15 protein-coding genes are annotated in these 20,207 nt (G+C 46.6%); 10 read left to right on the top strand and 5 right to left on the bottom strand.

Features of this window, described 5'->3' with window-relative positions:
* Positions 1-19: 19 nt before the first annotated feature.
* The 4 genes from LL912_RS20235 to LL912_RS20220 all read right to left on the bottom strand — a co-directional run bounded on the left by LL912_RS20235 (position 20) and on the right by LL912_RS20220 (position 5,075).
* Positions 20-811: a glycoside hydrolase family 25 protein gene (locus tag LL912_RS20235; protein ID WP_235555427.1), complete on the bottom strand. Its 792-nt coding sequence runs from the start codon at positions 809-811 to the stop codon at positions 20-22.
* A gap of 61 nt (positions 812-872) precedes the next feature.
* Positions 873-1,448: a hypothetical protein gene (locus LL912_RS20230; RefSeq protein WP_235555426.1), complete on the bottom strand. Its 576-nt coding sequence runs from the start codon at positions 1,446-1,448 to the stop codon at positions 873-875.
* Between the two features lie 258 nt (positions 1,449-1,706).
* Entirely contained in the window at positions 1,707-4,064 is a 2,358-nt protein-coding gene (locus LL912_RS20225) for an ATP-dependent helicase (protein WP_235555425.1), read from the bottom strand.
* A gap of 54 nt (positions 4,065-4,118) precedes the next feature.
* Complete coding sequence (locus tag LL912_RS20220; RefSeq protein ID WP_235555424.1) at positions 4,119-5,075, bottom strand: UDP-3-O-(3-hydroxymyristoyl)glucosamine N-acyltransferase; 957 nt, start codon at positions 5,073-5,075, stop codon at positions 4,119-4,121.
* 553 nt (positions 5,076-5,628) lie between these two features.
* Between LL912_RS20220 and LL912_RS20215 the strand changes: the two genes are divergently transcribed.
* The 9 genes from LL912_RS20215 (at position 5,629) to LL912_RS20175 (ending at position 18,901) form a co-directional block, all read left to right on the top strand.
* Positions 5,629-6,504 carry a YicC/YloC family endoribonuclease gene (locus tag LL912_RS20215; RefSeq protein WP_235555423.1) on the top strand — a complete coding sequence of 292 codons (876 nt, stop codon included), beginning with the start codon at positions 5,629-5,631 and terminating at the stop codon, positions 6,502-6,504.
* A gap of 130 nt (positions 6,505-6,634) precedes the next feature.
* Positions 6,635-7,111: a gliding motility lipoprotein GldH gene (locus LL912_RS20210; RefSeq protein WP_235555422.1), complete on the top strand. Its 477-nt coding sequence runs from the start codon at positions 6,635-6,637 to the stop codon at positions 7,109-7,111.
* Between the two features lies 1 nt (position 7,112).
* The gene (locus tag LL912_RS20205) at positions 7,113-8,102 is read left to right on the top strand and encodes a sensor histidine kinase (RefSeq protein ID WP_235555421.1); all 990 of its coding nucleotides are present in this window, start codon (positions 7,113-7,115) and stop codon (positions 8,100-8,102) included.
* Positions 8,103-8,126: 24 nt separating this feature from the next.
* Positions 8,127-8,834 carry a response regulator transcription factor gene (locus LL912_RS20200; protein ID WP_235555420.1) on the top strand — a complete coding sequence of 236 codons (708 nt, stop codon included), beginning with the start codon at positions 8,127-8,129 and terminating at the stop codon, positions 8,832-8,834.
* Positions 8,835-9,037: 203 nt separating this feature from the next.
* The gene (locus tag LL912_RS20195) at positions 9,038-11,962 is read left to right on the top strand and encodes a glycoside hydrolase family 3 N-terminal domain-containing protein (RefSeq protein ID WP_235555419.1); all 2,925 of its coding nucleotides are present in this window, start codon (positions 9,038-9,040) and stop codon (positions 11,960-11,962) included.
* 72 nt (positions 11,963-12,034) lie between these two features.
* A complete protein-coding gene (locus tag LL912_RS20190; protein ID WP_235555418.1) occupies positions 12,035-12,556 on the top strand; it encodes a hypothetical protein in 522 nt (173 codons plus the stop codon).
* A 361-nt stretch (positions 12,557-12,917) separates the two neighbouring features.
* Positions 12,918-13,439, top strand: a complete 522-nt coding sequence (locus LL912_RS20185; protein WP_235555417.1) for a porin family protein — start codon at positions 12,918-12,920, stop codon at positions 13,437-13,439.
* A gap of 96 nt (positions 13,440-13,535) precedes the next feature.
* A complete protein-coding gene (locus LL912_RS20180; RefSeq protein WP_235555416.1) occupies positions 13,536-14,744 on the top strand; it encodes a DUF2062 domain-containing protein in 1,209 nt (402 codons plus the stop codon).
* A 320-nt stretch (positions 14,745-15,064) separates the two neighbouring features.
* Entirely contained in the window at positions 15,065-18,901 is a 3,837-nt protein-coding gene (locus tag LL912_RS20175) for a 1-acyl-sn-glycerol-3-phosphate acyltransferase (protein ID WP_235555415.1), read from the top strand.
* 82 nt (positions 18,902-18,983) lie between these two features.
* Here LL912_RS20175 and LL912_RS20170 read toward each other — a convergent pair whose 3' ends face one another.
* Positions 18,984-19,724 (bottom strand): SDR family NAD(P)-dependent oxidoreductase, encoded by a 741-nt coding sequence (locus LL912_RS20170; RefSeq protein WP_235555414.1) that lies wholly within the window; start codon positions 19,722-19,724, stop codon positions 18,984-18,986.
* Between the two features lie 90 nt (positions 19,725-19,814).
* On the opposite strand from LL912_RS20170, the gene LL912_RS20165 reads away from it, so the two are divergent.
* The gene (locus LL912_RS20165; RefSeq protein WP_235555413.1) at positions 19,815-20,204 is read left to right on the top strand and encodes a winged helix-turn-helix transcriptional regulator; all 390 of its coding nucleotides are present in this window, start codon (positions 19,815-19,817) and stop codon (positions 20,202-20,204) included.
* Positions 20,205-20,207: the final 3 nt, after the last annotated feature.

Below are 20,207 nucleotides of genomic sequence, written 5' to 3'. Positions count from 1 at the left end.
GCAAAAGCAGGGCTGCCGGTTATTGGATCAAAAAAGCACGAAAAGTAACAGAGTCGCCGTTAAAGACATTAAAGTCTACGTTTGCGTCGATCCCGTTCACATGTCCCGCGTCATTGTGCTGCCATAAAGCCCAGTTGCGTTTTATACGTGGCTTTCGCTTTTCATAGTAGTGTGCCACCCATAAGGGATACTCGTCAAAAGCCTTTCCAAGGTATTTTTCATAAAAATCAGCATTGGTATAGACTACAGGCTTAACTCCGTAATGTTGTTCCACCAGTTGCAGCCATGCTTTTGAACGGGCCTGGATTACCGGAGCCGGAAGGTTATTGGTTTGTTCTACATCGAGCACGGGCGGCAGATCGCCGGGCTTCAGCCTTACATTTTTAATAAAGTTTACCGCCTGCTTTACCGGGTCCCTGGAAGGGATAAAAAAATGGTAGGCGCCAATGGGCAACCCGGTTTGACGAGCATTCTTCCAGTTACGCTTAAACTGCAGATCCAGGTCCTTTTCTCCTTCCGTAGCCTTGATAAATGCAAAGCTAATGCGGATATGCTGTATGTCCATGGCCTTTACTTCCTCCCAGTTGATGCGCTTTTGATATCGCGACACATCGATGCCATGAAGGGAGTAGTCTACCGGGATTTCAATCCCAAACTCGGGATACCGCTTTACTTCCAGCTCAAACCGCCGGCTCCAGTCCAGTACAAAAAGTCCTCCTATCAATAAGGCCAGCACGAGCAGGGATAATACCAGTTTCCACTGGTACGACATACCTTTTTTCTTCCGCCTTCTTTTTTTTCTGACTGCCATAAAAAAACTTGCCGGGTTCTAACGAACCCGGCAAAAATATTTGATTAACCGCTGATATTTTTTATCGGCGACTAAATTTTGTCTTAAACATGCTTTTGCGGTTTTCAATATCGTCCAGGGCTTGCTCCACGGCACTTAGCCGGGCGATCTTTACCAGTCCCTCCGTGCCGGTTTCATAATCCGATGCTGAGCTATAGATAAAATCCGAGGCGTACCGCACAATCCGCTCCTGTACGGGAATGTTGTGAAGCAGCTCCAGGTGCTCTGCCATAATCTCGGGACGCGCCAGGTCGATCGATAACATTTCTTTTACCCGTTTCCATACCTCGAGCTTTTTTTGGGCACCCAGGAACCCATAATTTTTCTGAAAATGTTCAATCAGCCATTGCCGGCGTTCTTCCGGCTCGTTATATACGGCCTCTATCACTTTTTCTGTTGTGAATTGCTTAAATGCTTTTCTGAGATCTTTAAAGGAGGTGTTTTTTTGTACCTGGCAGATAATATATAATTTACTGGGCATCAGGCACCAGCCATACACAATCAACCCTTTGCTGCTGATATAATGGTTGAGGGTATGCACAATAATCTGTTTGTACACCGGTCTGATAAAGATGTCGGTGAGATCAACGGTTTCCAATGTTAAAAAATAACACCCGTGATCATCAAATGATATAACCCGTTCGTTATCCATGACTTTATTCGAACATTTGATTCAATTACCATTTGGTCCCATCCCGGAGAATGTTCATTAAATGTTAATGTTTCATTGAGGGCAAAACTTGTTCCAATTATTGTAAATTGATTCCAAATTTTATACAATGATCATTGCCTTGACTTTATTTAATTAATAATCAAGGAGTAAGAATAAAGCTTTTTTCTAATATTAAGAAAAAAATCAGGATAAAATTTTGAGACGGGCGTAGTTCAGGAGAATTTTCTTCTCTCCGTTGACATCAAACCGGATGATCGCCATCCGGTTATGCTGGTTGCCCTCCAGTTTCAGTACTTCGCCAAACCCAAATTTCTGGTGCTCCACTTTTTGTCCAACGGCAATATCGTTGATATCACTTGCCTGAAAATCGACCGAAGGCGTATGTTCTACTACCTTCCGGGGCTCCGGCTTGGGCCCCAGGTATTCGGGAGTCGTTTTCTTTGCAGGCGGCGGACCGTATTTTTTTTCCGCCGACAAAGCGCTATTGCCAGAACTCCACCCGCCCCCGTTCATCCGTTCATATACGGAACCGGTGCTGCCAAATCCAAAAGAGCTTTGCATTTTGGTGCCGCCCCCCGCGTAGGTATTGTCGATATGATCCTTGGGCAGTTCTTCAATGAACCGGCTGGGTTCATTTTGTACCAGGGATCCAAATTTGTAACGGGTATTCGCATAGGTGATCCATAGCTTGTTTTTAGCCCGGGTAACCACTACATAAAACAACCGCCGCTCTTCCTCCAGTTCCTCCCTCGTATTAATAGCCATAGCATTGGGAAACAGCTGCTCTTCCAGCCCGGCGGCAAACACACAGGCAAATTCCAGTCCCTTCGCCGCATGGATGGTCATCAGTTTTACCGTATCAGCATCCGGATCCTTATTATCGGAGTCGGTCAGCAACGTAATCTGCTGCAGGTAGGCACCCAGGCTCTTATCAATCACCTCGCCTTCTTCATTATCCGGACTTTCTACCCATTCTTTAATAGAGTTCAATAATTCCTGGATATTTTCATAACGCTGTAACCCTTCAGTACTTTTATCATTAAAAAGCTCCTTCACCAGGTTGGTTTGCTTTCCTACGTGAAAGGCTACATCGTAAGCGGTCTGTTTTTCCAACATGCTGGAAAAGCTTTTGATCATTACCACAAAATCCTGGATCGCGCTCAACGTACCGGCGCGGAACCCCAGTTGATCGGCTTTTTCCAGCACTTCCCACATGGTGATCTGGTGCGTGTTGGCCAGCAGCAGCACCCGGTCGATCGTGGTCTTCCCGATTCCTCTTACGGGATAATTAATGATTCTTTTAAGCGCCTCTTCATCCCGGCTGTTTACAATCAACCGCAGGTATGCCACCAGGTCTTTTACCTCCTTACGCTGATAGAAGCTCACGCCTCCGTACATTGTATATGGGATATTCATACGTCGCAATGCTTCTTCAAAAGCGCGGCTCTGGGCATTGGTACGGTATAAAATGGCAAAATCCTTATTGGAAAAATGATTGCGCAGTTTCTGTTCCTGGATCGTGTCGGCCACAAATTTGCCTTCATCATTATCCGTCATGGTGCGAACGATCCGGATCTTTTCCCCGTTGGCATTTTCGGTAAACAGTACTTTCGGGATCTGGGCCTTATTATTCCGGATCACTTCGTTGGCTGCATGAATAATGGTTTGGGTGCTCCGGTAGTTCTGCTCCAGTTTTACCACCTTTACATCATCATAATCTTTCTGAAACTGCAGGATGTTCTGAATGGTGGCTCCGCGGAAGCTATAAATACTTTGCGCATCATCTCCCACCACGCAAACATTTTCATGCATTGCTCCAAGCAGTTTCACGATTTCATACTGCGCAGGGTTGGTATCCTGGTACTCATCAATCATTATGTACCGGAATTTATGCTGGTACTTGCTCAGCACTTCCGGAAAGCTTTTTAACAACTCATAGAACTTCAGCAGCAGGTCATCAAAATCCATCGCTCCGTTCTTAAAGCAGCGCTTGCAGTAAGCATCATAGATCTTTGCGATGGCCGGGCGGTTGGCCCGCAGGTCTTCCTGCTGGATATGATAGTCCGTTGCATACTCCATCGGGCTAACCAGCGCGTTCTTTGCCGAAGAGATTCGGTTATACACCGTTGCCGGCTTATACAGTTTATCATCCAGCTGCATTTCATTGATGACGGTTTTTACCACGCTTTTGGCGTCATCCGTATCGTAAATAGTAAAACTGTTGGGGTACCCGATGCGGTGTGCCTCCGACCGGAGGATTCTTGCAAATACACTGTGAAAGGTTCCGATGTACAGATTGCGGGCTTCATTGTTTCCCAGGATCCGCTCAATCCGTTCTTTCATTTCCCGGGCCGCTTTGTTGGTAAATGTGAGCGCCAGTATATTAAACGCATCTATACCCTTTGCCATCAGGTGGGCAATACGTGTGGTGAGTACCTTGGTTTTTCCGCTACCGGCTCCGGCGATGATCATTAAAGGGCCGTCGATATGTAATACGGCTTCTTTCTGCCGTTCATTCAATCCTGCTAAATAGTCCTGCATAGCCGCAAGGTACGAAGCAGAACGCGGGTACAAAAGGAATCCTTAAGTTTTTTGCTAACTGGATGATTCGCTTTTATTTAACTGATCCCATATCTGCGGGATCCGTTTAATCCAAACCAGTTCCTTCTTTTTCTCGTGTGCGGGAACAGCCGGGCTGCCAAAATAAATCTTTCCGCCTTCCAGGGAAGAAGGCACTCCACTTTGTGCATTGACCACCGCCCCTTTGCCGATGGTCAATGTTTTACTTACCCCCACCTGGCCCCATAAGATCACCTCATCTTCAATGACAGATGCACCGGCGATCCCGACCTGGGCGGCAAATAAACAATTTTTTCCCACCAGGGTGTCGTGTCCGATATGCACCAGGTTATCCATTTTTGTACCGGCCCCGATCCGCGTTACACCCGTAACTCCCCGGTCGATGGTACAACCCGCACCAATTTCTACACCGGTTTCTATTTCCACGGTGCCACAACTGGTCATGCGTTTATAATGGACGGGGCGGTTGGTTTTTTTATTGTAATAAAAGGCATCGCTGCCAATAACCGTTCCGCTTTGGATCACTACATCGTCCCCAACCGTACAATAGTCCATAATGGTTACGTTGGGGTAGATGACACAATTGGCACCAATGGTAACATGATTGCCCAGGTATACATTGGGCATAATAACCGTACCCGGTCCTATCTGCGCCGTTGCGGCAACCAGGCTCAAGGAAGGACGGAACGGGCGGAAGGTGAATACGATTTTCAGATAGGCCTCAAACGGCTCTTCAACAATCAGCAACGCTTTGTCTTCGGGCACTTCCCGGTCTGCATTAATGATGATGTAACTGGCTGCCGAATGAATAGCCGCATCGTAATATTTAGGGTGATCTACAAAAACAAGGTCGCCTTTTTCCACCTGGTGAATCTCGTTGATACCCGTTGCTGTGGCGTTGGGATCGCCAACAATTCTTGCAGCGATCAACGTTGCTATTTCTGAAAGCGGAACAGGATTTTCAAATCGCATATCTTTTTTTTCAAAGGTAGGCGTAACTCTTTGTTCCCATACAAAACCTCAAAGTTTTTCACATTCCCGAAAATTTTCCGTGCCGTTCCAAAAGATTTTTAAGTCCCGATTTTACGCAAAACCAACAGGTTATTTTTCATCAAATCATCCGCAGGGTTTCAATCTGCAAGTGGCATGCAAAAAAACACAATCCCTCTGAAACCCTTTATTCATCAATGTTTCAGCGATACGTTCAGCAACAAAACACTGGCATTACATCCTCCTGCTTTTCTATACGGCAATCCCATCATCCGGAAACAGGCGCTACATATCCACAGGTCATTTTAAAATGTGAATAAAATTTGTACTAAATAATTTTTATATCGACAAAATAATAATTAATATTGTGGTGAGAAATTTTATTTCTCATACTTACTAACCCATCTTTATAAAATAATCCCTTCACTTTCGAAGGGATTTTTTTATGTAAAGAAGAACCATATCCTGCTGTTGCAGCTTCTTTTTATTTTTAATAAGAGACGCCGCGAATAATTATCTTTACAAAAATCACGCTATGTTCAAATCAATGACCGGCTTTGGCCGCGCTGAAAAAACGATTGGCAATAAAACCTTTCTTGTAGACATCAAATCGCTAAATGGTAAACAGTTCGACCTCTCTTTACGGCTGCCTGCATTACTGAAGTCGCAGGAGTTTAATATCCGCAAAACACTGGCGGAAGGATTGAGCCGGGGTAGTGTGGAATGCAGCATCAGCCTGAAGGATACCGGAGATGCCAAACCGGTAACCATTAACACTGATCTTGCGAAAGCATATTACCATTCCCTTGCCGAACTTTCGCGTGAATTGAATATTGATACTTCCAATATCCTGAATGCACTGATCAAACTTCCGGAGGTGATTACGCCAACCAGCGAAACGCTGTCTGATGAAGACGCTGCCGTTTTTATCGAACTGGTAAAGGCCGCCATCGCCGACCTGAACCAGCACCGCGCCAATGAAGGACAGATCCTGGAAACTGAGCTTACCGGGCGCATCCGGAACATTGAAGCACTGCAGGCCGAAGTAGAAAAACTGGACCCCTCCCGAAAAGAGATGATCCGGGAAGGTATTGTAAAACTGCTGGAGGAAAAAGTAGGGAAAGAAAATTTTGACACCAACCGGCTGGAGCAGGAGCTGATTTACTACATTGAAAAGATCGATATTACCGAAGAACTGGTGCGGTTAAAAAATCACTGCGTCTACTTTATGCAAACTGTTAAGGAAGATTCCGACATCAAGGGGAAAAAACTTTCCTTTATCCTGCAGGAGGTAGGACGGGAGATCAATACCACCGGTTCCAAAGCCTATCATGCTTCCATTCAAAAACTGGTGGTGATGATGAAGGACGAACTGGAGAAAGCAAAAGAACAGGTGCTGAACGTATTATAATTCCAGGAGCGATTCTACCTTCCGCGATGCAGATGTTGCATCTGATCCGCACTGAGTTTGGGTCTGCTTTCAGGGTTCCGGCAGCAGCATATCAGCCGTATTAATAGTACATTTGCAAAAATGTACCCTGATGAATCGGTTCGTTTCTGTTTTATTGATTATTTCCACCAGTGTTGTTTTCTCCTGTAAACAGATTGAGGTAAGAGAGCGGGTGGCAGATATCCCCCGGCATGAATGGAAAAAAAAATCCCCGGCTATCGTTGAACTGGACATTACCGACTCTGCCTCTTACCAGCTTTACCTGATCCTGCGTCATACCCAGCAGTACCGCTATAACAATCTTGTAGCATCCATTTCCGTTAAAGATACCGCCGGCCACCCTGTTTCCACCCTCCGGGTAAACGCCTCGCTGGTAACCCCTTCCGGAAAATGGGGCGGCAGCAATATTGATGATCTCTACGATCACCGGATCCGTTTAAACGTACCCGTTGTTTTAAAGAAGAACCGCTACCGGTTTACTATCAGCCAACTGATGAAGGACGATCCGCTGCTCTTTATGTTAAATGCAGGTATCGGCGTTGAAAAAATCACAGAAACCCGGCATTAGTATGGAAAAAAAACGGAAACGATACTCAAGGAGGGCGACCATTCTGTTTTATTTACTGGTAGTATATATCCTGGCTGCACTGGTTTGGTGGTTCATTTCCCTGGAACAACAGAACAACCGGCTCCACCAGTCAAAGATCGAGCATTTAAATATAGCTGAACCTGATACCCGTTCGGCACATTATAAAGAACAGCTCAGCGGTCTGCAGGATGAGTACCGGCGTAACCGGGTCAAATATGCAGGAGAAGGCATCGTATTCCTGGGATTAATCCTTGTAGGCGCCCTCTTTATTTACCGGTATATTACCCAGCAGGCCCGCCTGCAGCAACAACAGCAGAATTTTACCATGGCCGTAACCCATGAGTTAAAAACCCCTATTGCCGTAGCCACCCTTAACCTCGAAACCCTTTTAAAACACAACCTGGATGAAAATAAGCGACGCAAGCTGATTGCGATGACCCTGGAAGAAACCGCGCGGCTTCATTTCCTCACTAACAATATCCTGGTGTCTGCGCAACTGGAAGGACAGGACCGGAAGATCAGCAAGGAAGACCTCGATCTTTCCAATCTGCTGGCCGACCGGGTAGCAGAATTCGAAAAACGGTTTCACGACCGTCGCTTTGAAGCGGTGATCGATCCGGATGCCGATATAAAGGGCGATCCCCTGTTGCTGCAGATCCTGATCAACAATCTTATTGAAAATGCGCTTAAATACAGCTCTAAGGATGGAGCCGTTTTTATCCGTCTGAGCAAACAACCGCAGGCCGTTATCGTATCGGTAACCGACGAAGGACCGGGCATCCCCGAGGAAGAGAAAAAAAAGATCTTTACAAAATTTTACCGCATCGGTAATGAGTCTACACGTAAAAAACAGGGCACCGGACTGGGACTTTATTTATGTGATAAAATTGCCAAAGATCACAATGCAGACATTTCAGTGACAAATCATGAACCGAACGGGAGTACTTTTGCGGTTAAGTTTTATACTTAGTAGTTCGATAAAAGACAATAAACTATGAACGGAGACAAAACGGCTACTATCTTATTAGTGGAAGATGAAGAGAACCTTCATGAAGCATTAAAATTAAACCTGGAACTGGAAGGTTATGCCGTTACCTCCGCCTTTGATGGGGTACAAGCTATAGACGCCATAAAAAACGAATACTTCGACCTGGTTATACTGGATATTATGCTGCCGGAGATGGACGGCATTGCTGTTGCTGAAACCATTCGCCTGGGGAATAACGAGGTTCCGATCCTCATGCTGAGCGCCAAAAATACCAGCAATGATAAGGTGCTGGGCCTGAAAAAAGGCGCCGATGACTATCTCACCAAGCCTTTTAACCTTGAAGAGCTCCTGCTGCGCATACAGAAGCTGATCAATAAAAATCAAAAACTGCAGGATAAAAGTACTGTAGGCAACACTTACACTTTTGGAGACAATATCATCGATTTTAAGGCCCAGGAAGCCGTAACCAAGTATGCCGGGAAGATCCAGCTGAGCAAGAAAGAAGCCATGCTGTTAAAGCTCCTCATTGAAAACAAGAACGAGGTAGTACCCCGCGAAAAGATCCTGCAGGCCGTGTGGGGTTATAATGTGTATCCCACCACCCGAACCATCGACAATTTTATCCTGAACTTCAGAAAGTATTTTGAAAAGGACAGCCGCAATCCCAAATTCTTCCACTCGGTAAGAGGCGTGGGATATAAGTACACAGAGTAAGATCTATTTTTTGGAAATGTGAAAATGGAGATGCCGTTACTGCCCAATAGTCTTAATCCTCTAAAGATCATAAGATCCGAAAATTGAGCGGATCCGACTTTGAACGTTACGTTTTGAACGTCCTCCCTGGCTTTCGGCTTATGCGTTGTTAAAACGTCATTTACCCTACTTTTGTAATTATCATAACTGAAAAATTACAAAGTATGAAGAGCCTGAGATTGTTTTTGCTGCTTACAACCCTGTACTGCCTGCCCTGCATTGCTCATGCCCAGCGGAGCAATCTCCCGGCAGCCAAATGGGTAGACAGCGTGTATAAAAGTCTGAGCAAGGATCAGCGCATTGCTCAACTGATTATTGTGAGAGCACATTCCAATAAGGGCGCAGATCATATTGCGGCGGTTGCCAATGACATCAAAAAGTACAATATAGGAGCGCTTTGTTTTTTCCAGGGCGGTCCCATCCGACAGGCCAACCTTACCAATTATTATCAGCAACTGGCCAAAACACCGCTGATGATCACTATCGATGGTGAATATGGACTGGGAATGCGCCTGGACAGTGTTATTAAATTTCCTTACCAGATGACGGTTGGCGCTGTTACAGATACGGCCCTTGCTTATGAAATGGGGCTGGCAGTAGGTAAACAGCATAAGCGGCTGGGGGTACATGTAAATTACGCTCCGGTTGTCGACATCAACAATAATCCCAATAACCCAGTAATCGGGTTCCGTTCTTTTGGGGAAGACAAGTATAAAGTGGCCCGGATGGGTGTGGCCTATATGCGAGGAATGCAGGATGCGGGGATTATGGCCAGTGCCAAACATTTCCCCGGGCACGGAGATGTGGCGGTTGATTCACACCTGGATCTGCCGGTGATCAATAAAACCGTAGACCAGCTGCAGGAGCTTGAACTGTATCCCTTTAAAGAGCTGATCAAAGCCGGCGTACAAAGCGTAATGATCGGGCATTTGTTTGTTCCTGCTATTGACAACACCGCGCACCGGGCTACCTCTATCTCAAAGAATGCGGTAACCGGCCTGTTGCGCAACCAGCTTGGTTTTAAGGGCCTCACTTTTACGGATGCGCTGGAAATGAAAGGGGTTGCCAAATACTTTCCCGGCGGCACCATCGCCGTGGAAGCCCTCATCGCCGGAAATGATATGCTTTGCCTTCCGGAAAGCGTTGCCGGCACTATTAAGGCGGTAAACGAAGCCATCAAAAAGAAACGCCTGAACTGGAAAGAACTGGAAGCAAAGGTAAAACGCGTATTGCTTGCCAAATACAATCTGGGGCTGAATCATCTTGATCCTGTAAACACCGGTCATCTTACAGAAGACCTCAACGAAGCTACCAACTCGGTACGGGAAAAAATAGCCCGTCAGGCTTTAACCGTTGTTCGGCTCATTAACCCGGACGGATTCCGGAATGAATTCTTTGCCCGGCCGTTAGCGGGGAAAAAAATTGCCTATGTAGGTTTTAATGATGCCGGGTCTACCGCGTTGGCGCAGCGCCTGAAACAGGATCTGAATGCTGATATTTATTATATCCGGTACAAGGAAACTGCAGGACAGGGTGGCATGATTGTAAAAAAAGTGGTGGAAGGTAAATACGATGCGGTGATCCTGGGCTTTCATGATGTGGCATTACGAAAGGGCAGCAGCAATTTCGGCATTTCGCAAACGGCGCTTCAAAACTGGCAGCAGCTGAACCAAAAAAATGCGGTAACCGTTGTGTTTGGAAATCCCTTATCCCTTGGAAGCTTTTGTATGGCTAAATCACTGGTGGCCGCCTATGAAGACGATACCGTTTTCCAGAATGTAGCCGCAGACTGGCTGAGCTCCCGGTTCAATGCCGCCGGCACTTTACCTGTCACTGTTTGCAACTGGAAATATGGCACCGGTGTTATCCAGAAAGGAACCGATGTAAGTTATATGCAGCCCGTTAGCGATGCCCGTTTTGCATCAGTGGATTCGATTGCTGAAGAAGGCATTAAAAAAAAAGCCTATCCTGGCTGCGTGGTACTCGCCGCTAAAGACGGCGAAATCGTATATCATAAGGCCTTTGGCAACTATGCCTATGACTCTTTAGAACCTACTGCATTAAACAGCATTTTTGACCTGGCTTCCGTTACAAAAGTATCAGCCACCACGGTTTCTGTAATGAAGCTGTATGAAGAAGGCAAGATCAATCTGAAAAAAAAACTGGAAGATTATCTTCCCTGGACCAAAAAAACCAGTAAGGCTAAACTGACACTGGAAGACATAATCCTGCATCAGGCCGGGATGGTCCCTTTTATTCCATTTTATAAACAGACCCTGAACCCCGACGGAACCGTGCGACCGGACTTGTATCGCAGCACTGCAACAGAAGGCTTTACGACTCAGGTAGCCCGGAACCTTTATATCCGGAATGATTATAAAGACACCATTTGGAAAACAATCCTGGAAAGCCCCGTGGAAACGCCCGGGAAAAAATATGTTTACAGCGACAACGATTTCTGGTTCCTCGGGAAAATTGTAGAAGCCATTTCCGGGATGCCCCTGGAAACCTATGTACAAAAAACATTCTACGAACCGCTGCACATGGCCACCACCGGCTATCATCCGCTGGAGCGTTTCCCCTCAGATCGCATCGTGCCTACTGAAAGTGAAACCGGTTTTCGCAACCAGCTCATATGGGGTACCGTTCATGACGAAGGCGCTGCACTGGGCGGCGGTGTAGCCGGACATGCCGGCTTGTTTTCAGACGCCTATGACCTGGGCAAACTGTATCAGATGCTGTTGAATGGCGGCGAGCTGAATGGACAACGTTTTCTTAAATGGGAAACCATTCAGTATTTTACCGGTTATCACAGTGCCATCAGTCGCCGGGGATATGGATTTGACAAACCGGAAAAAGATCATGCCACCAGCAACGATCCTTACCCCAGCAGGTATGCCTCCCTCCAAACCTATGGCCATACCGGGTTTACCGGCACCTGTGTATGGGTCGATCCCAGATACAATATTGTATATATATTTCTTTCCAACAGGGTATACCCCACACGCAATAGCCCGGGCCTCGGCCGTTTAAGTATCCGCGGCCGTATACAGGATGCCCTCTATAAGGCACTGATCCCATCCCTCTAATTTTCATTTTGTATAAAAACAGGCAGCTTTGGTATGTTTATTGATAACTCGTTCCTGTTAAATCTTATACAAATGAAGAAATTATTTTTTTTAGCTACAGTTATTGCCGCTGCAATCACCAGTAATGCGCAATCCAGCTACCGTCAGGCCATCGGCGCCCGTTTAAGCACCCACACGGAATATGAAGCCTTTGCTGCTTCCTATAAATTTTTCGTTTCCCAACCCGGTGCTGTTGAACTGAACCTGGGCTTTGGCAACAAGCGCTATTGGGACCCGCGCTATGACGATGACCGGAACACGCCCGGCGTTAGCTTTTCAGGCACCTACCAGCATCATTTTCCTATTAAGCCGGTTCCGGGTCTGAAGTGGTTTGTTGGCGGCGGCCTGGTATTTTTTAATACCAATTCCAAGCAGGACCGCTATGACGGATTTGGAATGGGCATTTACCCAACGGGAGGCGTTGATTACAAATTTGCAAAGATCCCGCTGAATCTTTCAGCAGATATCCGGCCTACCATTCATATAACGGCTCCGGACGGTTACAAAACGTTTTATGGCGACGCCGTAGGAATTGCGGCCCGCTATGCATTCTAAACAATCCTTAAAACAGGCTGTTTCAAAAACCGAAAACCATCATTCCGATCCCGCCTCTTGCGGGACGAGGCGGAACGGAGAAATCTCATTATTGTCTAAAAATTAAAATAGAAGATTTCCCGGCTTCACTACGTTACGCTCAAAATGACGGGCTTTTGAGACAGCCATTTTTTCAATCCCGTTTCCTGGAAACTGCAACTGCGCTTTACGGCGATAATTTTTTTATTTTTTAACCGTTTAGGTACCAATTACATAGTACGGAGCCGATAAAAAACGACCTGCGTTGAAGTTTTGGGCGCGGGCGAATCGCCTATATTTGTACTGCCGGAATTGCCCTGTAAACCTTTGCCGGCAGCTTTTAATGAAACAACTCGTGCTCTACTTTGCTGCCTTCGCAGCCATGACTTCGCTTCATGCCCAGGAACAAAACGAAAAAGCCGTCGGTATCCGGATCAGTTCCCATGTGGATTATGCCACAGTAGCGGCCTCTTACAAATTTTATATTTCCACACCGGGTGCCATCGAACTCAATGCCGGGTTCGGACGGCGGAACCGCTATTCCACCGACGATTATCACTACTGGAACACAACCGGCATCAGTCTTTCTGGTTCTTATCAGCATCATTTTGATATTACTACCGTTCCGGGATTAAAATGGTTTGCTGGCGGCGGGCTGTTAGTGTTTAATTCTTTTTCAAAGCAAAAATACTATGACGGCTTTGGTGCCGGTATTTTTGCAGACGGTGGTATTGATTACCGGCTCAGCAATACACCACTCAATCTTTCCGCCGATTTCCGGCCGGTACTGCATGTTGCGGCCCCCTCCGGCTTCGGCACCCTGCATGCGCATACCTTTGGCCTGGCCGTAAGGTACCTGTTCTGATCTGCAGCAATGCGGTTAAGGCTTTCTGAAAAATTCGTCTTAAAATCATCTACAGAAACGCCAAAATCCCCCTGCAAGCTTTATTTTTGGGGCTTCGTGAAACCAGATATTCCTATCATACCTGCTGATATCTCAGAACGTTTTTCCGCATTGGGTGTATGTGTGATGATCCCCACCTATAACAATGCATCGAGCATTGAGCAGGTGATCGCATCAGTACTTCAATATACATCGCAGGTGATCGTGATTAATGATGGCTCTACGGATACCACACCGCAGATCCTAGAAAAATTTCCGCAGATCACCGTAGTATCCTATTCACCCAATAAGGGAAAAGGCATGGCCCTGCGCACCGGATTTAAAAAAGCCCTTGAGCAGGAATACCGGTATGCCATTACCATCGATTCGGATGGGCAGCATTTTGCCAAAGACCTGCCGCTCTTTCTCGATCGGCTGGAAACCAGCGGTCCGGCATTGATCATGGGCAGCAGGAACATGGCGGCCACTGATAATGTTCCGGGCAAAAGTAGTTTTGGACATAAATTCTCCAATTTCTGGTTTAAGGTAGAAACGGGCATCGACTGTCCGGATACCCAAACCGGTTACCGGCTGTACCCCCTGGAACCCATCAGCCGCATGCGGTTATTCACCCGTAAATACGAACTGGAAATTGAAGTGATCGTACGACTGGCCTGGGCCGGGGTACCGGTAACTTCAGTCCCCATCACTGTTTATTACCCTCCGAAGGAAGAGCGCATTACCCATTTCAGACCATTTAAGGACTTCAGCCGCATCAGTGTATTAAATACCGTACTGGTACTGATTGCCTTTTTATATATAAAGCCACGTGATTTTTTCCGGCGGTTTACAAAAAAAAACTGGAAACAAGAGTTGAAGCGATTGCTGCTCAATCCGGGTGAATCCACCATTACCAAGGCCAACTCCATGGCTTTTGGCATCTTTATGGGCATTGTGCCCATTTGGGGGTTCCAGTTGCTGGTAGGCATTCCATTAGCACATTGGATGCGATTGAACAAGGCCCTTTTTATCCTTGCGGCCAATATCAGCATTCCGCCCATGATTCCGCTCATCGTTTTCCTAAGTTACAAAATGGGAAAGCCCTGGATGGGTAGCCGCGCAGTAGATATTTCATTCAGCAAGCAACTCACGTTGAAATATATAGGTCAGAACCTGGAACAATATCTTTACGGAAGCGTTACCCTGGCGATTGCTGCGGCCATTCTTTTCTGGCTGGCCACGTTTTTGGTACTGAAGATCGCAGCCGGGCAAAAAGAGAGAAGATGATAAAGTGGGCATCGATCGTTTCATACAGACGCAGGGGCAATGAACTGAGAAACAGCCGCTGCCCCGCCGGATTATTACATATACAAAATTTTGATTATTTTGAAGTTCATATAATTTAAACCGATCAATCATCCCACTCCTGGTAACCTGCAATTCCTTATGAAAAGTGAAAATGCAAAAAAGGGGATACCCTGAAATCCCATATTTACCGTATTTGCGGCCTCCGCCCCTTTACGCCGTTGCGTGAAATAACACGCCCCTTTAAAATCAACAGGAGAAGCCCGGATTGACCCTTCTTCAGTTATCTTTGCCGGCTAGATATGCAGAAACCTTTTCTTACGATATACCAGTATTTTCTTACACGCAAACCGATGCTGTATGTCTTTTTCGTATGCACACTTAGTTTGTTCCTGTTGCTGGCCAGCCGTATAAGATTTGTTGAGGACGTTTATGCCATTATCCCCAAAGATCAGAAAACAGAAAAGGTTGCCGAGGTTTTCGGCAATTCAAAATTTGCTGATAAACTGGCGATCATGGTTTCTTTTAAAGATACCGCACAGGTTGCCCCGGACAGTCTGGTTGCTTATGGGGATGCGCTGGGCACCGCACTGGAGCTATCCGCAACACCTTATATAAAAAGTCTTCGCTACCAGGTGGAGGATGATTTTACCCAGGAACTGTTTCAAACCATCCAGGAACACCTCCCTGTGTTTCTTTCAGAAAACGATTACGCAAAAATCGATACACTGCTCCAGCCAGCCGTTTTAAAAACTACGCTCGAAAATGATATAAAGTTACTCAGCAGCCCGGGCAGTTTCGCCATCAGCGAAGTCATCAGCGAGGACCCCAGCGGTATTTCTTTTATTGCGCTAAAAAAATTACAGGAACTCCAGGTTGACGATAATTTTGAATTGTATGACAACCACATTCTTACAAAGGACCAAAAGACCCTCCTGCTGTTTATTACCCCCAATTTCACCGCAGGTAATACCGGAAAGAGCAAACAGTTGTTTGAGGCACTGAGCCGGAGCATCGATTCCGTAGGAAAAATTTATCCGAGGGTCCGGGCCCTCTATTTCGGAGGTGCAGTTGTTTCTGAGGGTAATGCCGCGCAATTAAAAAAAGACACCCGGCTTACGCTAAGCATCACCGTCCTGTTCCTGGTGTTTTTTATCAGTATTTACTTTAAAAAGAAGCGGGCCCCGGTACTGATCCTCGTGCCCGTGGCTTACGGAGCAGCCTTTGCATTGGGCCTTATTGCGCTCACCAAGGGAAGTATTTCTATCATCGCACTCGGCACCGGTTCCATTGTACTGGGCATCGTAGTAAACTATTCATTGCATGTGTTCAATCATTACCGGCATACCGGTGATATGCGACAGGTAATTAAGGACCTCTCCTTCCCACTCACCATCGGAAGTTTTACTACCATTGCCGGTTTCCTGACCTTGCAGTTTGCCACATCAGATATGCTGAAAGACCTGGGCTTGTTTGCCGGGTTAAGCCTGATCGGCGCCGTACTCTGCTCCCTGATCTTTTTGCCGCATTTCATCGGCAGATCGGCCGCAGGAGCTGCACCTACACATTCCCGCATTGACCGGATCGCGGGCCTCCGTTTGGAATCGAACAGATGGCTGGTAGCACTGATCCTTTTACTAACCGTGGTATTTGCTTTCTTTGCGGGCAAGGTACAGTTTGAGCCGGACATGATGGAGCTGAATTATATGTCGGCTGAACTAAAACAGGCAGAGCAACAACTAAACCGGATCAGCGGAGCTGCTTTAAAATCTGTGTATGTTGTGGCCGAGGGCCGCAACCTGGATGAGGCCCTTGTAAAAAGTGAACGCGTACAAACCCATATCGATCACCTCCGCGCAGCGGGCAGGATCAGCAGCTCCGGCGGGGTATCCACCCTGTTTATGTCCGATTCATTGCAACGTGCGCGTATTTCCCGCTGGAACGCTTACTGGACGGCTGATAAGAAAGCGCAATTATTATCGGACATCAAAACCCAAGGAACGGCCCTGGGCTTTAAAGCGGGTGCCTTTCAAAATTTTGAGCAGCTATTGCAATCTTCTTTTGCCCCCCTTGATCCGGCACAGCTTTCTGGCATCCGAAAAAATTATCTGGACGACTATATTACCGAAATACCCGGCCGGGCTTCGGTAGTTACCGTGCTCAAAGTGCCCCAGACCTACCGCCAGGCCGTTGTTGACAGCCTGGAAACCGGTAAGGATGTTACCGTGCTGGACCGCCAGTATCTTACCGGCCGGTTAACACAAATGGTGAATGAAGATTTCAACCGCATTGCCTGGATTGTTTCCATATTGGTGGCCGTGGTTTTATTCCTCACGTTTGGAAGAGTGGAATTGATGCTGATGGCCTTTATTCCCATGTTCATCAGCTGGGTATGGATCCTGGGTATTATGGGAATGGCCGGCATTAAGTTCAATATTGTAAATATCATCGTATCTACCCTCATTTTCGGACTGGGTGATGATTACAGCCTGTTTGTAATGGACGGGCTGTTATCGGAATATAAAACAGGAAAAAAACTGCTGGGGTCTTACAAATCTTCCATCCTCATCTCCGCCATCACCACCATTGCGGGGTTGGGAGTCCTTGTGTTTGCCAAACACCCGGCGTTAAGATCTATTGCGTTTATATCCGTAACCGGTATTGTATCCGTGGTGCTGATGGCGCAGGTTTTAATCCCCTTCCTCTTCCATCTTTTTATTAGCAGCAGGGTTAAAAAACAATTCCATCCCTGGACCTTGTGGAGCTGGCACCGGTCATCCTTCTCCTTTGTATACTTTGCGTCCACCAGCGTACTGCTGACCATCGTGGGATTTTTCCTGGTAAAACTCAATCCTTTTAACAGGGAAAAAGGCAAGTATATCTACCATATTTTATTGTCCAAATTCTGCATGTCTGTACTTTACATTATGGGCAATTTCAGGAAAAAAATCAATAACCCGCTGCATGAAACCTTTAAAACACCCGCCGTGGTGATTGCCAACCACCAGTCATTCCTGGACATTTTAAAGATGGCGATGCTGAATCCCAGGCTGATCCTGTTAACCAACCAGTGGGTTTGGAAATCGCCTGTATTTGGATGGGCCATCCGTATGGCTGATTTTTATCCGGTTGCAAACGGCATTGAAAATAGTGTACCCCTGCTCAAAACACTGGTCGACAAAGGCTACTCCATCGTGGTATTTCCCGAAGGCACCCGCAGTCTACGGCCCCCGATGAAGCGCTTTCACAAAGGTGCTTTTTACCTGGCGGAAAAGTTGCACCTGGATATCGTTCCTGTATTGCTGCACGGTCTGGGCTATACCATGACCAAGGGCGATTACCTGTTAAAGAACGGCCCCATCACCGCACAATATCTACCACGGATCAAAGCCGGTGATACCAGCTGGGGCAGCAACTACCAGGAGCGGACCAAATCCATTTCAACGTATTTTAAAGCACAACATACGCAGCTGACAAAAGAATTGGAACAACCCAGATATTTCAAAGAGCACTTATTCTTCAACTACATTTATAAAGGCCCCGTACTGGAATGGTATTTAAAGATCAAGTTGCGGCTGGAAAACTATTATGAACAATTCCATAAACTGATGCCGGCGGAAGGGCGCATACTGGACCTGGGATGCGGCTATGGATTTATGTGTTATATCTTATACTGGAGCAGCCAGGAAAAACGCTGCATAACCGGTGTGGATTATGACGAGGAAAAGATCGATACCGCCCGTCATTGTTTTAGCAAAACAGATGACCTGCAATTTATACATGCAGATATCAGCCGCTTTGTTTTTGAGCAGTACAATGGCATCGTGATCAGTGATGTACTGCACTACCTGCAACCGGAGCAGCAGGTGGCCATTATAGAAAAAGCCACTCAAAGCCTTTTGCCCGGCGGCATCCTGGTGATCCGCGATGGGGATAAAGACCTGAAGGAAAAGCACGAGGGCACCAAACTGACCGAGTTCTTCTCAACCAAAGTATTCTCTTTTAACAAAACGGTTAACGAGCTGCATTTTCTTTCGGGCCAAATGATTGCCGAACTGGCAGCCAAACACGGACTTTCATTGGAGCGGATCGATCAAACGAAGTATACATCCAACGTCATTTGGGTATTACGAAAATAAGTGGCTGTCTCCTACGCTTGCTTGCACAAACATAGGAGACAGCCCGTTACGTTACCGTTCTATGACATCAGAACAGGATGCATTAAATATTTGTTCCGCCATCGATCAAAAAGCCAGATCCGGTAATATACCCGGCCTCCGGGCGGGCCAGATAAGCGACCAGTCCTGCAACTTCATCTCCGGTGCCAAAAGCATCCAGGGCCATGAGTGAACGTTGAAAGTCTGCAGTAGGCCCATCTTCCGGGTTCATATCCGTATCCACAGGACCGGGATGTACCAGGTTGGCTGTAATCCCTTTTGGCCCCAGGTCTCTTGCAATACCTTTTGTAAACCCTACAAGCGCACTTTTACTCATTGCATACAGCGCTCCGCCCGGGCCTGGCATCCGCTCGGCCTGGCAGCTGCCAATAGTAATGATCCGGCTGCCCCTCTTTAAATAAGGCAATGCTGCCGTTACTGCCGTGAAAACGGCCCGAATATTCACCGCCACGATCTCATCAAAATCATCGATTGTAAATGCCCCAATGTCTTTATAAACACCAATACCTGCGTTATTGACCAGGATATCCAGGCCACCCAATTCCTGTACGGTTCTTTCCACTGCATTTACAATTGCCCCGGGATCGGCACTATCAGCCCGAATTGCGATCGCCTGCCCTTTTTGTGCTTCAATTGCATCTACCACTCCGGCTGCTTTTTCCGGAGAAGCCTTGTACGTGATAGCAACCTTTGCACCTTCCTGTGCAAGCCGTTGTGCAATTGCAGCGCCTATTCCCCGGCTGCCACCTGTTATGAATGCTGTTTTACCTTCTAATTGTTTCATTGTGTTTTTTTATTAGGCAGTAAAATTGAGCAGATATTTATACTTTTGCAAGTACTGATAAAATTATCATGTACTAACAAAAAAGTAAGTATGCGGAAATTGAATTCCACAAATGCACTGAACGAAGCGCAACTGATCAGGAATTGCGGAGTGGTGCATGCTTTAGCTATAATTGGCGGCAGATGGAAACCCACCATTCTTTTTAACCTTTTGTATGGAAAGATGCGGTACAACGAATTATTAAAATCAATTCCCGGCGTATCTGAGCGCATGTTGATTGCACAGTTGAGAGAACTGGAGCAGCATGGCCTGATCAAACGCATTGTTTATCCCGAAGTACCTCCAAAAGTTGAATATGAGTTAACCACCGTTGGGAAATCGGCAGGTCCCATGCTGCAAAGCATTTCCGATTGGGGTAACAGGCTGCGGAATAAAAAAAATACCACTACCAAAAAAACAACCAGTATTTCTCCTGCCTGATCT

This window comes from Niabella agricola, from assembly GCF_021538615.1.
GTDB classification, from domain to species: Bacteria; Bacteroidota; Bacteroidia; order Chitinophagales; family Chitinophagaceae; genus Niabella; species Niabella agricola.
This window is presented reverse-complemented; position numbering and strand designations above follow the sequence as displayed.